Source organism: Paenibacillus helianthi, assembly GCF_001909055.1.
Taxonomy (GTDB): domain Bacteria; phylum Bacillota; class Bacilli; order Paenibacillales; family Paenibacillaceae; genus Paenibacillus_AQ; species Paenibacillus_AQ helianthi.
In genome coordinates, this window is the sequence record NZ_LVWI01000014.1 from 106,621 (window position 1) to 121,357 (window position 14,737).

Here is a 14,737-nt window from a genome sequence, read left to right on the forward strand (position 1 = left end):
AGGGCGCACAGCAAAAATCTCTATCCCCGGCCGGTTTGGCAAAACAAGCGGGGATAGAGATTTTTTATTTGATGCCCTTCTTTTCGATTTCCGCCTTGGCTTCATCCAGCGCCTGCCTGGCCGTCTTCCTGCCGGTGAGCGCCGAGGTGATGGCATCCTGCAGCACACCCGACCACTCCACATAAGATGACATGCTCGGCCTGTTGATCGCATATTCAAATTGTTCGGTCATCAGGTTCCGGTTCAGGTATTTTTCCTCATTCTCGAATTGGTCGATCTGCTCGTTCCAGACTGAAAGGCCTCCAATTTGGTCCTTGGCAGACACTTCATTTCTCATGCTGATCGTCAAATCAATAAATTTCCAGGCCCAGTCTTTATGACGTGAAGTTCGGGTAATGCCGAGTGCGCCGCCCCCGGTAACGGTGGAGCTTCTTTGATATCCCTGGAAACCGGGCACGAGCGCCATTTTAAAGCCGGGTTTGCGGCTGAGGATCGGATCGGCATAAGCCCAGCTGATCAAAAAAGGCGTCTTGCCCTCCGCGAAGGTCTCAATAGACGACATATCGCCTGCAGTCAGGGAAGCGGGATCGGATAAACCGCTGCTCCGCAGGGTGTTCACCATGAATTCCAGCGCTTGCACGCCGCCGCCCTCATTGAATACCCAGCGGCCGTTGGCATCCTTCGCCTGCACGCCAAGGGCGTTGGCCAGCAGCGTATAATCGGTGATCAGGCCTTCGCCCGGCTTCCAGCTCCAGATCAGGCCGTACTTGGCAAGTCCCTTATCCTGAATGTACTTTGCCATGTCCTTCAGTTCCTCCCAGGTGGCTGGAGGAGCATAAATGCCGGCGCTTCTCAGCATCGATTCATTATAGTAGAGGAACTTCTCTTCCATGATGACCGGGAAGGCATATAAATCAGGAAGCGCATATAAATCATTGCTGATGACCCGCTGGTTATAAGCAATGGGTACCAATTTATCAATTACACTTCCTGTGACATAGTTCCGCAGAGGCTCAAGCAAGCCGGTTCTGGCAAATCCGGTGGTCCAGACCGTATCGACCAGGATAATATCCAAATCTGAGCCTCCCCGCAGGATGCTGTCTTCTATCTGGTCATGCAGCGAGTTGATATCGGTGGAGCGGATATCGACTTTAATCCCATATTGCTCTTCATACCGCGCGGCAATTTTCCTGATATAAGGCAGATAGGAGTTTTCGATCAGAATGCTGATCTGGTCAGGACGGCCGGAGACCGGAGATGTTGATTGGGCTGCTTCATTTCCGGATCCGCGTTCATTCGAACGGGTGTTGAAGATGAAGATGAAGATGAAGATGGCTGCCAGGGTCAGGAGAGACAGTAATAACAGATAATAAAAAGGCTTGGATCTGAGCATAGACTTGTCCACACACCCCCAAAGCAAAGTCGGGTTATCTTTCTCTAATAGTATAGTGGGATTATTTGATTAAATCGACTGAAATGTTTTTTTCGAAACAATCGACTATTCAGTAATGGTTCTTTGAAGACAAGTCTCACCTATGTTTAGGTGTATTCAATGTCGGGAACTCTTTGGCCCACACATTGTGACAGGTGTTATTACAGGAATCAACGGTTTGTGCCAAGAATAGATACAAAATGTGCCAAAAGAACGTTACAAAACTGCTCGAATTAACCCTATTTAGTGACAAGATGAATTACAACTCACATCCATTTTCAAAAAAACTGTACAGGAATAAAAATTAGCGTCCACAAGAAGACCAAAGACTGGAGAAGATCGATCTGTACTCGATCATCCCCAGTCTTTTTGTCGTTGCGACAATGCTCGTTTCATCGCTGTTTTCCTGAGTGAAACGAGATTAGAGAGAATAAAAATGATTTCTGAGGAATAATATGGTAATTACCACGGGGAATGAAGGTTTTTAGGAATGTATTTATTTCACAAAATGCAGAGCACAGAGTATGATTCTATCCATTAAAAACCAAAGTATAGTTAATGATAGATAATTTGACAACAGCCGGAATTATATTCCATAATAAGTAACGGGAGGCATAAGAAAGGTATAAGGTAATAAAATTTATTACTTATGTTGATTTATATTCACTCATGAATTTACAAGGGAGGGTGCATACATGATTCAAATTGATCATTTAACCAAAAAATTCCCAAATCAAAAAGGTTTGTTTGATGTCAGCATCCAAGTGGATATGGGGCAGATCTTTGGTTATCTTGGACCGAATGGAGCTGGTAAATCTACCACGATCCGTCACTTAATGGGATATATGCAGCCTGACACCGGTAAAGCGACTATCAACGGATATGATTGCTGGGAAGAATCAGACAAGATACATAGCATATTAGGTTATGTCCCAGGTGAAATCGCCTTTGTTGAAGGCATGACTGCCGTGGACTTTTTGGATGCTATGGCAGGTATGAGGAATCTAAAGTCAAACACGCGGCGTAAGGAATTAATTGAAACCTTTGATTTAGATATGAGAGTGCCCATCCGGAAAATGTCCAAAGGCATGAAACAAAAGTTGGCAATTATTAACGCTTTTATGCACGATCCTGAGGTTATTATTCTAGATGAACCCAGCTCAGGTCTGGACCCTCTGATGCAAAAGACATTTGTAGATCTGTTGCATAAGGAGAAAAGTAAAGGGAAAACCATTCTCATTTCCTCCCATATTTTCAGTGAACTAGAGGATACTGCGGATACTATAGCTATCATCCGTAAAGGCCGGATAATAACCGTTCAGGAACTGTCCCTATTAAAAGGTGAGATGGCTGCTAATAGATATGAGGTGGAGTTCTACCGTCAGGAAGATCTTCAGACGATTGTTCATTCCGGACTTGTCGTACAAAGCCACTCCGGGAATAAGGCGGTTATTTCTGTCGATAGGGAGATTAGCGAAATTTTGGAACAAATTAGTCAATATCCGATCAAGGCGTTGGATATACCACGGCAGCGCCTGGAAGACGTATTCATGAAATATTATTATGACGAGGAGGCTTAAGTTATGAACTTCTCCTTATATAAAGCGATGATGAAAGGACACGGGAAGTTCCTCTTTACTTGTGCTTTCACGGGCTTTCTCTGTTTGTATTTACTCGTTATGACATTCCCGTTACTGTCCGATTCACAGCAATTTAATGATGTTATCAAAAGCTTGCCCAAGAGTGTAATGGATGCATTCGGAATCCAAGGGAATTTGACCAATGCAGTGGAATATATGGCTATGAATTTTTACAATTCTATCTACCTGTATTTACTGATGGCGTACACGATTCTGACAGCTTGCCAGTTAGTCAGTAGATTTGTAGATCGAGGATCAATGGCTTATCTATTATCGACCCCAGTGACGAGAAGAAAGGTGATTAATACTCAAGCAGCAGTTCTTGTAACCGGGCTTGTTGTAATGTGTCTATTCACCTATCTTGGAGGGTATTTCGGAGTACTTTCATTCGTTAATAACAGTGAATTTGATTTGGGTGTTTTTACGGAATTAAATCTAATAGTCATGCTGATATTTCTTCTAATTGGATCTTATTCTTTCTTGTTCTCCTGTATATTCGATGAAGAGAAGACAGCCCTCGGAGCAGGTTTTGGGGTTACTTTATTATTCTATGGACTTGATATGGTCAGCAAATTGTCTGAGAAGCTGTCATGGCTCAAATATTGTACGATATTCACTTTGTATCAGCCCGAGAAAATTATCCAGGGTACGTATGATACGGTGAGCATAAGCCTTGTGTTAGTTGTTGTATCCATTCTTATTTTTGCAGCAGCATCCTTTATATTTCAAAAAAGGGATCTTTCTTTGTGAATGAATCGACTAATTTGTCAGCGGGGAGAGAGAACATGTGAAATTATTTTGTATACCGTATGCAGGAGGTTCTGCAACTTACTATTTGAAGTGGAGGAGGCATTTGGACCAAGATATCAAACTGATTCCCTTGGAGCTCTCTGGTCGAGGAGAACGGTTCGGAGAACCTCTATACCAAAACTTTCAGGAGGCGGTAGAGGATCTTTACAGCCGCTTATTGAGGGAACTGGACACGGGGGAACCTTACGCTATCTTCGGCCATAGTATGGGGGCTTTACTTGCTTTTGAATTGTATCAGAAACTGCAGTTTAACAAGAAGTTTCTTCCCAGACATATGTTTTTTTCAGGTAAAGAAGCACCCCATATTAACTTGTTTTTGTCCCGCAGGGAAGAAATTCATCTGCTGCCGGATGATCGGTTTTTAGAAAAACTAAAAGAATACAATGGGGTTACAGAGGATTTTCTGGATAGCCGGGAGCTGATTGAAATGTTCCTGCCAGTGATTCGGGCTGATTTCCGTATGGTCGAGACCTACAGCTTCATTCCTGTCCGTAACAAAATGAATTGCCCCATAACTGTTTTACAAGGCAGACGGGATTATATGACAGATGAGGAAGTTCAAGCGTGGGAGATGCACACAACGGGTACCTGTGTTGTAGTTCCTTTTGAGGGCGCACATTTTTTTATTAATGAGCATTTATCTCAGGTAATCCATATTATTCATTCCAGTGTAAAGGGTTGAGCATGACTAATATTATAACCGAGGTGGACAATGAATTCTTCCATTAATAAAGAGATACAAGAGGTTGTAATAGAGCTGGAGAAAACCATTCAGAGTATTCCGTTCATTGAGAAGTCCGGAATCATAGTAACTGAAACGGAATATTCGATTCCCCCCGTGCATCTGAACGATCTTTTCCCCGATGGCAGTATTGAAGCGGTACGTAATCCTTATATTCAAGATACCATCCTCCCAAAATCTGCGGTTATTGAGCAAGAAGCCATTGATCGGCAAAAACCAGCAATTAGTTATGGAGCTCCTCTAAACATTGAGCCACACTACCCTGCAACCTTGCAGCAACTGTTAAAGAATGCGGCTGACAAGCATGGAAGTCAGGGTATTCACTTTATTTATATGGATGGAACGGAGAGCTTCTGTAGTTATACTGAACTTTTGCACGAAGCACAGTGCCTACTGTATGGATTGAAGAAGCTAGGCCTGCAGCCTGGAGACTCTGTTATCTTCCAGTTTAAAGACAACAAAAAGATTATTATTTCCTTCTGGGCTTGTGTATTGGGCGGATTTTTGCCGACTCCAATAGCCATAGCGCCTATCTATTCCGAGATGAACGCCTTGTTGACCAAAATTTATAATTCGTGGAGTTTGCTGGATCATCCTGTGATTTTATCTGAGCTTGAGCTTGAACCAAAGCTGGCAGAACTCGAAGTTCTCTGGAATGAAAATGAAGTGCGAATAGCCTGTTACGAAAATATAAAAGCAGACTTTCCCGACACGAATGGGTTTGAAGCTGCAGAGGACAGCTTTGTTCTCAACCTGCTTACTTCTGGAAGCACCGGTAAACCCAAATGCGTACAGCATCGTAACAGCTCGATTATTTGGAGATCAATGGCTACTTCCGTTCATAATCAGTTTGATCATCGCGATATTTCGCTAAACTGGATGCCCTTGGATCATGTGGGCGGTATTGTGATGTTTCATGTAAGGGATGTTTGTTTGGGCTGTACCCAAGTGATAGGCCATATTGACAGCATTGTGAATAATCCCTTACTGTGGCTGGACTGGATCGATTATTATAAAGCAACTTTGACCTGGGCGCCGAACTTTGCTTTTTCCATGTTAAACGATGCAGTAGCTGCAGCCGGTGAACGAAGCTGGAACTTGTCCTCCATGCGGTATGTCCTGAACGGAGGAGAAGCAGTTGTAGGTAAAGTGGCACACCGTTTTCTCAATCTGCTGAAGCCGTTTCACCTTCCAGCCAATGCGCTAATTCCGGCTTACGGTATGTCAGAAACCTCATCAGGTATTGTTGAATCCCATCTTCTAATGCGAGACACGCCCTCGGGGATCCATTACATAGACAAAAATTCACTAAGTGGTACAATCAGACACGTTTCCGCTGATGATCCGAATCACGTAGTTTTCACAGAATCGGGTACGCCGATACCCGGTGTGGCATTACGGATTGTTGACAGCGCCAATGCCCTTCTGAATGAGGGCAATATCGGCCGTCTGCAAGTCAAAAGCCCTTCAGTTATGAATGGTTATTACAAGAATGACGATGCTAATCAGGAATCCTTTATTGATGGGTGGTTTGAAACCGGGGATTTGGGATTTTTGATCGACGGGAGACTTACGGTTACCGGTAGGGCAAAGGACGTTATCATCATTAACGGAAACAATCATTATAACTACGATATTGAAGCAGCTATTGAGGAAATTGACGGAATTGAAGTCACCTATGTAGCCGCGTGTGCCATTCCGGATGAACAGAATGTAGATCAGCTTGCAGTATTTTTTGTTCTGGACGAGGATTCCGGTTCCCGCCTGCCGCAAATGATAGACCAAATTAAATATGACGTCAGCAGAAAATTTGGCCTTTATCCTGCCATAATCATACCCCTCTCCCAAGATGAGTTCCCTAAAACCAACAGCGGCAAAATTCAACGCAATGAGCTGATTCAAAAGTATAAAAACGGAGCCTTCGTCCCGATCAAAAAACAAATCGACATATTGCTCAGCAATGAATATACGCTTCCAGACTGGAGCTATAAACAGAAGTGGATAAGCTGCGAACTTGATGAAACGGAGCCTAGCAAGATTAAAGCCGAGAATACAGTAGTTTTTGCCAACTCGGTAGAAGATACACCTTCTGAACTTCAGGAAGGGATACTGGTATTGAAGGGTGAGCATTTCCGGAAAGCGGATTCCAGACAGTATTATATCAACCCTTCTAATCCGGATGATTATCAGAATCTTATGGAATGCTTAGCGGAAGAAGCCTTTTGGATGGAGTACGTAGTTCATCTTTGGAACATAGGATCTGTGAAAAAGATTGGCTCGGTTCAGGATCTTAAGGATGCCCAACTGGACGCAAGTATTAGTCTGCTGTATTTAACCAAAGCACTGAAGAGATATGAAGATCGGGATATTTATCTCTTTATGGTGACCTCCCAGGCTATAGGGGCATTAGGAAATGAGGTTGTTCATTATGAACAGGCAACCATCCCTGGCTTCATTAAAACTATTTCCCATGAATTACCCCATGTTTTTTCTAAGCTGATAGATATACCAGACAATGAGAATATTGAATTAATGGAAATTCTGAGCAGGGAATCTATTGCACAGGATCAATACCGGGTTGTTGCCTACAGAAATCACTGTCGGCTGGTTCCTGTTATCGAGAAGATGGACATGCTGGCTACAGCGAGTCGCCGACTTCCTTTGAAGAAGCAAGGATTATACATAGTGACCGGTGGATTAGGCGGAATCGGTATACTTGTATGCGAGCAGCTCATGGAGCAATATGCAGCTAATATTCTGGTTATCGGCAGGACGCAATTGACTGTCCCTCAGAAAAAAGAAGCTTTCGAGCGTCTAAAGAATAAAGAAGCCGCTGGCGGAACGATCCGGTATGAGACAGCTCTCCTGACAGATCAATTGCGATTATCCAACCTGATTACCGAATTTGAAGCAGAGCAGCAGCAATCCCTAAGCGGTGTTATTCATCTTGCAGGTATTATTCAGGAGTACCTTATGGAAGATCAGACTCAAGAGCAGCTGGATGAAATGTATGAAGCCAAGGTTTACGGCACTTGGGTGCTCCATCAGCTTGTTAAAGATAAGAAAGATATCCTGTTTATTTCGTCGTCCTCGGCAAGAACCTTACATTCCGGGATGACAGTAGGAGCGTATTGCTCCGCGAATCAATTCATGGAGATCTTCACGGTCTACCAGAATCAATCTGCTCTTATGCAGGCTTACTGCTTCTCCTGGAGTTTGTGGGATGAGCTGGGTATGGGAAGCGGTTTAATCATTAAGAATCAATTGGGCAGCAGAGGGTATAGTCCCATTACCAAACAAAACGGAATTTTGTCCTTGTGGGCGGGGTTGAGGTCTGGGGAACCTGTACAATTCATTGGTCTGAACGGCGCTAAGAAGGAAATCCAGGAATTAAGCCATGCGGATGTCCCTCCCGTTCACCGGGTAACGATATTTATTCAGACAGCAGTTGAGCCTAATCAGCTTAAAAAGATTAACGATTTATTTAAAGAAATAGCTGCAGCTTCTGCAGGCACGGAAGCCCCGCAGATTGAACTGAAGCAGATTGAACAGATGCCTCTTGATGAGGCTGGGGAAGTTGATCTGAGAATGCTGGCGGAGCTTTCAGCGCCTGCTAAGCCCTTGGAGAGCAGTCCCAGAAATGAATTGGACCAGGTCCTTATTATGTGCTGGAAAAAAATCCTCAACGATTCCCGTATCACCATTAATGACCATTTCTTTGAACTCGGCGGAAATTCATTACAAGCGACTCAATTGGTCTCAATTTTGCGCAGCGAAATTAAGGTTCAGGTGGAACTCGAAGATTTGTTTAACTTTCCAGAATTAAAGCGGCTGTCTGATGTTCTGAATGAAAGACTGTACAAAGAAGAAAGAGGCAAGATGGAACCAGTTGTCCCCAGAGTTAGAGGTTCAAAGGTTCAAATGTCGTCCGCACAGAAACGGCAATGGGTTTTGTATGAGCTGGAGCCGGATAATCCCTTCTACAATAACACTGTGGTAATACAAATAAAGGGCCATATCCACGCCGGATATATGGAGCAGGCCATTCAGGAAATTATCCGGCGGCACGAAATTTTGAGAACGACCTTTGACGTTATTGAGGATCAGGCTGTTCAGATTATTCAAGCTCAAGCACCCGTTAAGGCTGTAATCCGTGACCTGACTTCATTGACAGAGGAACTACGGCAGGACACTGTGGATACACTTATTAGAGAAGAGTCTATGAAGCCGTTTGACCTGGTAAAAGGTCCGGTTTGCAGATTTCAGATTCTCAGAACAGCGGAGGATCACTGTACTCTTATTGTATCTATTCATCATATTGTCTCGGATGGATGGTCTGTTGGTGTGCTGCTTAAAGAATTCTCTCATTATTATTTCACTCTGCTGGATGGGCATGGTCTCCCTGCAGAGGTGCTAGAGATTCAATATGCTGATTTTGCCCTTTGGCAAGAAGAGTGGTTTAAGAGTGAAGAGCATAACAAGCAAATGGCATACTGGGAAAAGCAATTGACAGGCGAGCTTCCCGTGCTGGATTTGCCAACGGACAAGCCTCGTCCGGATATCCAAACCTATCGGGGCACAGTAGAAGTACTTCGGATCAGTAAGGGATTAACAGATAATTTAAAGAGGATGGCACAGGAAGAAGGAGCCACCCTATACATGGTTTTATTGGCGGGGTTTGCAGCACTGCTGAAGCGTTATTCCAACCAGGATGAACTCCTGCTAGGCTCTTTATTCGCTAACCGGAACCGGAGAGAGGTAGAACCGCTTATTGGTTTTTTCACCAATACGCTGCCTTTACGGCTAACATGCAAGGGGACATTCCGTGAATTTCTAAGACAAGTTAGGTCTACGGTGCTGGATGCGCAAAAGAATCAGGACATTCAGTTTGAGGAGATCATAGAGCGCTTAAATGTAGAACGAGACCCATCCAGGCATCCGCTGTTTCAAACGATGTTTGTCCTGCAAAATGCGCCTATGAAGCCTGTATCACATACAGATGGACAGATGGAAGCGGACATTTATTACAACGAGACCTCAAAATTTGATTTGTCCATGCAGGTTTTCGAGGATAAAGGCGAATTGAAGGTTGTTTTGGAATATAGTACCGATCTTTATGTTCAATCCACAATACAAAGGATGCTGAACCATTATAAAACACTTCTGGAGAAGGCGGTCATTACTCCTTCCCGTGCAGTGGATTCTTACGAAGTCATTACTCAGAAAGAGCGATTGCAAATTCTCGAAGAATGGCAAACACCTTTAGCAGCACAGGAAGCTGCCTACGGGGAAACACTGGTGTCTCTGTTTGAACAAGCAGTGGAGGAAACGCCAGATTCTTGTGCATTGGTTTATGAAGGCGAGGAGATGACCTACAGTGAATTGAACAAGTGGTCCAATAAACTTGCATTGTTTTTGCTGCAGCAAGGTTTGGACCAGGATGAAATCATCGGTATTATGACGGAGCGATCCTTCATGATGATTATCGGAATTCTGGCGGTGCTCAAAGCGGGATGTGCTTATATGCCTATTGATCCCGCGTTTCCTGCGGAGCGCATCCGCTATATGATTGACGATAGCCGCGCGAGGAAGGTTTTGGTTCAGAATAGCCTGGCTGATAAGGTCTACGGAGTTGCAGAGGCAGTTAATCTTGACAATCCGGAGATTTATACAGGTGATGGAGAAAACTTACATGTGAACCTCAATTCCAGGCAATTAGCATACGTTATTTATACATCAGGCACCACGGGTAAACCCAAGGGAGTCATGATCGAGCATGCAAGTGTAGCAAATATTATTATGGATCTTCAGGAGAAATATCCTTTGGAGAAGGAGGATGCTTATTTATTCAAAACTCCTGTCACCTTCGATGTATCTGTGGCGGAATTGTTCGGGTGGTTTCATAAGGGTGGAAGCCTGGTCATTCTCAGACAGGGAGAGGAGAAAGAGCCTCTTTCTATACTAAGGGCTATCTATAATTACGGGATTACGCATATTAATTTTGTACCTTCGATGCTTAATGCCTTTATGAACTCTTTAGAGGCAACGGAATACAGCCAATTAGACTCTCTTAAATATGTATTTGCTGCAGGCGAGGCGATTTCCAGGGAGACCGTACGGCATTTCTATAGTATTTCGGACACAGCACATCTGGAGAATATTTATGGGCCTACAGAATCTACGATTTATGCGACCCGATATTCTTTGGACAACAAACAAGAATCAGGCCTGATTCCGATCGGTTCTCCTATGCGCAATATTGGCATCTTGATTGTGAACTCCTATAATCAGCTACAGCCTGCAGGTGTCACTGGAGAGCTATGTATTGGCGGGGCAGGGTTGGCCAGAGGCTACATTAATAATGAAAAGTTAAGCAGGGAAAAGTTTACAGACCATCCACTTAAGGCCGGAAGTAAGCTATATCGTACCGGGGATTTGGCAAGATGGACAGAAGATGGTCAGATTGAATATTTGGGTCGTATGGATCATCAAGTAAAAATCAGGGGAATCCGCATTGAGCTAAGCGAGATCGAAACAATGATTCTTCAGCATGAAGAGGTCAAAGAATGTGTAGTAAATGCAATAAGTGATTCTTACGGCAACAAACGTCTGGCAGCGTATCTGGTTCTTTCACGCGAGGTGAGCATTGATTGGCCGGATTACTTAAGAGATAGACTGCCCGAATATATGATTCCCCACTACTTCATGACGCTAGATGTCCTGCCTATCAATGCTAGCGGCAAAACAGACCGAAAGGCTCTGCCCCAACCGGAAGTTGGTGTCGTGAAGGACGGTGAGAATTATCACGAGCCTGCTGATGAGACGGAACGGATTCTGGCAGATATTTGGGGAGAACTACTGGGAGTAACACGTGTCGGCAGAATAGATGATTTTTTCAAGCTGGGCGGCGATTCTATTGCAGTCATTCAGATGATCTCCCGATTACGAAAGCAGGGCTATCAACTTGAGCCTAAAGCTGTTTATCTTAACAAAACCATTGCTCAGCTAGGCCGGAAAATAACCAAGACAGTCCACAACAGGGTTGAATCACAAGTTGAAGTGACGGGAGAAATCAAGCTTACGCCTATTCAGCAATGGTTCTTTAATGAAAATTTCTCTAATCCTGAGCATTGGAATTTACCGGCTTTCTTTTCACTTGCGGTTCCTTATCCGGAGCAGGTAATCAAGCAGGCTCTGTTGGGGGTTATAAATCACCATGACGCATTAAGAATAAGCTATAACGTCGGAATCGGGGATATGAAGCAATTCAACCGACCGCGCATCCATGACATTACAATTCATACTGTGGACTGCACGGGAATGTCCTTGGAAGCCCAAAAAACAGCTTTTCTGGAGGAATCTAACCGGGCACAACGATCCTTGAAGCTGGATACCAGCCTTTTGATCGCACCAGTGCTGTTCCAATGCTGTGACGGAACGCAGAAGCTGCTGCTGGCAGTCCATCATTTAATCGTCGATGGAGTATCCTGGAGAATTATTGCTGAGGACCTGAGGCTCTTGCTGGATGCGCTGATGAATAATGAACAAGCCGAGCTTATGGCTAAAACAATGTCATTTAAGGAATGGGCTGAAGCGCAGCATAGGTATGCCCAAGGCGCTGAAATACAGACTGAGCTGCCTTATTGGAAGAAAACCGCTCAAAGTATCAGCCGTTTGGCGGAAGAGTTGTTCAACGACCCCGGTATTGAAAGCGACGGAGTCACTATCCCTATAGTAATCAATAAGTTCTACACAGACAATCTGCTCAGAACTGCCAACCACCCTTACAATACGGATATTAATGACCTGCTGCTAACCGCTATTTTTAGAGCAGCTAGGACTTGTACCGGCAGCGATACCTTGTCCATAATGCTGGAGGGGCATGGCCGTGAGAATATTCTGAAGGATCTTGATATAACCAGAACTGTAGGCTGGTTCACAAGTGCTTATCCTATTGTGCTGATGGGGCATAGCGAGGCAATAAGTGAGCAAATCAAAGGCGTCAAGGAGACCCTTCGGACTGTTCCGAATAAAGGTATCGGATTTGGAATTTTGAAGTATTTAACCAGGGATGCAGGGCTTAGTGCAGGCAAGTTGCCTTCTGTGCTGTTCAACTATCTCGGTCAGGTAGACGGCGGACGTTCCTCCTTAAATATGGAGCTGGCAAGCGCTTCTAATGGAAGCTTCCATAGTCCCACCGCCAGACGTTCTTATCTGCTGGAATTGAACAGCATGGTTATTCATGATGAACTAATTATTCATGTCTCAGTGACGAAGGCTATGATGCAGCATGGGTTGGTCGCCGCGCTAGTGTCGTCTATAGAGCATGAGATAATGGCTATTGCCGATCATTGTATGAATGTGGCTTACAGAGAGTTTACGGCATCGGATTTTCCTTTGATAAATATGTCCCTGGATGAGCTTTCCAAGCTTCCCGCATCAACCGAGGATGCCTATCCACTCTCTCCCATGCAGCAGGGCATGCTGTACCATGCGCTGTCGGATGATGTGTCATCGTCTTATAACGGTAGAATATATGCCCACTTAGTTGGCGAACTTGTACCTTCCGTAATGCAAAAGGCATGGGAGGAAATTGCGGACAGACATCCTATTTTACGGACAACCTATCTATGGGAAGGTCGGACTGAGCCTGTTCAGCTTGTATGTAAAAACCTGAGCCACCCGGTTGAATGTAAACTTGCCGATGGAGAAGAAGAACGGGAGCAACAAATCCGCACGTTCACGAGCCGGGCCTTTAATCTGGTGGATGAGGCGCCTGTACGGATAATGTTTTTGAGCAGTGAATCTGACCAGAGCAGCAATCAGTTGATATGCAGCTTTCATCATATTGCCCTAGACGGTTGGAGTGTGTTTGCATTACTAAGTGAACTTCTCGGTATATACGATGCGCTCTATAACAACCGGAAAATCGGACTGTCCCATGTGACTCCGTACAAGGAGTACATTCAGTGGTATTTGACTCAGGACCACCATAAGGCAAAGAGATTCTGGAGAGAGTACCTGAAGGGAATAAAAGCGGCAACTCCGCTGCCAGGACTTGCACTAGACAATGATGAGAAATCCTCGCCGCAGATAAGAGATATGATCAAGTACACTTGTACCATTCATGCTGAAACGGTGGGACTCATTCAGAAATTCACCAGACAACAGCCATATACGCTGAATACTCTGCTGCAGGCAGCGTGGGGATTAATTTTGAGCCGGTACACTGGCAAGGATGATGTATTATACGGATGTACCGTTTCAGGGAGACCACATACACTGCCGGATGTGGAAAAGATGATTGGGCTGTTTATTAACTCTTTACCGCTAAGGGTTAATTTGACAGAGTGTACAACTGCGGCAGAGCTGCTTGCGAATCTTCAGACGGCCACCCTGGACATCAAGGAATATGAATACAGCTTATTGCCAGAAATTCAGGAGGTCAGTGCCATTCCGTTTGGAGAGGCGTTGTTCCACTCATTGCTGATATACCAGAACTACCCTGTAGATGCTGATATGGCTAATTCAAACAGAGTGTTGAAGCTTAATCATGTGCAAGGCTCTGTTGATATTAATTATGACCTTATTGTGGAGATAGCACCTCGGGATAACACCATTCTGTTTGAAGTTTACTACAACCGGGCTTTGTGGGATCAGGATTTCATGGAACGGATGTTCTATAATTTTCAGAATGTGCTGATGTCCTTAGTAATGGACCGTGACCAGAGAATAGCTGCCATTTCGATCCTGTCCACTGAGGAGAGCCAAAGGATCCTTCAGTATTTCGCCAAGACCGCTAAGGTGGATGTGCTATACGAGGACCAGGAAGAAATATATAAGGGTGTAAACGATCCGGAAATCAGCACGGAGGTGTATATACTTGACCATTGGCAGCAGCCTGTTCCAATAGGAGCTCCGGGGGAGATATGCATAGCCAGCGATAACCTTTACCGGGATTGCGGAAGCTGGGCGGAATGGATGACAGAGCATGAGATAGAAAATTTCCTGGCGCCTGCGGGCAGTAAGCGTTTGTATAAGACTGGTGATATCGGGATGTGGCAAGGGAACGGCACGATAAAAATATTAGAACTGGTATAGGGAGAGAGGTGT

At 44.6% G+C, this 14,737-nt stretch carries 5 protein-coding genes; 4 read left to right on the forward strand and 1 reads right to left on the reverse strand.

Annotation, left to right across the window (positions count from 1 at the left end; all coding sequences use genetic code 11):
* Nucleotides 1-64 precede the first annotated feature (64 nt).
* Entirely contained in the window at nt 65-1,393 is a 1,329-nt protein-coding gene (locus A3844_RS06555) for an extracellular solute-binding protein (protein ID WP_074106963.1), read from the reverse strand.
* A gap of 734 nt (nt 1,394-2,127) precedes the next feature.
* Between A3844_RS06555 and A3844_RS06560 the strand changes: the two genes are divergently transcribed.
* The 4 genes from A3844_RS06560 to A3844_RS06580 are packed head-to-tail and all read left to right on the forward strand — an operon-like array spanning nt 2,128 to nt 14,725.
* Nucleotides 2,128-3,012 (forward strand): ABC transporter ATP-binding protein, encoded by an 885-nt coding sequence (locus tag A3844_RS06560; protein ID WP_074083769.1) that lies wholly within the window; start codon nt 2,128-2,130, stop codon nt 3,010-3,012.
* 3 nt (nt 3,013-3,015) lie between these two features.
* Nucleotides 3,016-3,822 carry an ABC transporter permease subunit gene (locus A3844_RS06565; RefSeq protein ID WP_074106964.1) on the forward strand — a complete coding sequence of 269 codons (807 nt, stop codon included), beginning with the start codon at nt 3,016-3,018 and terminating at the stop codon, nt 3,820-3,822.
* 37 nt (nt 3,823-3,859) lie between these two features.
* Nucleotides 3,860-4,564: a thioesterase II family protein gene (locus tag A3844_RS06570; protein ID WP_074106965.1), complete on the forward strand. Its 705-nt coding sequence runs from the start codon at nt 3,860-3,862 to the stop codon at nt 4,562-4,564.
* Between the two features lie 30 nt (nt 4,565-4,594).
* Complete coding sequence (locus tag A3844_RS06580) at nt 4,595-14,725, forward strand: non-ribosomal peptide synthetase (protein WP_083606731.1); 10,131 nt, start codon at nt 4,595-4,597, stop codon at nt 14,723-14,725.
* Nucleotides 14,726-14,737 lie beyond the last annotated feature (12 nt).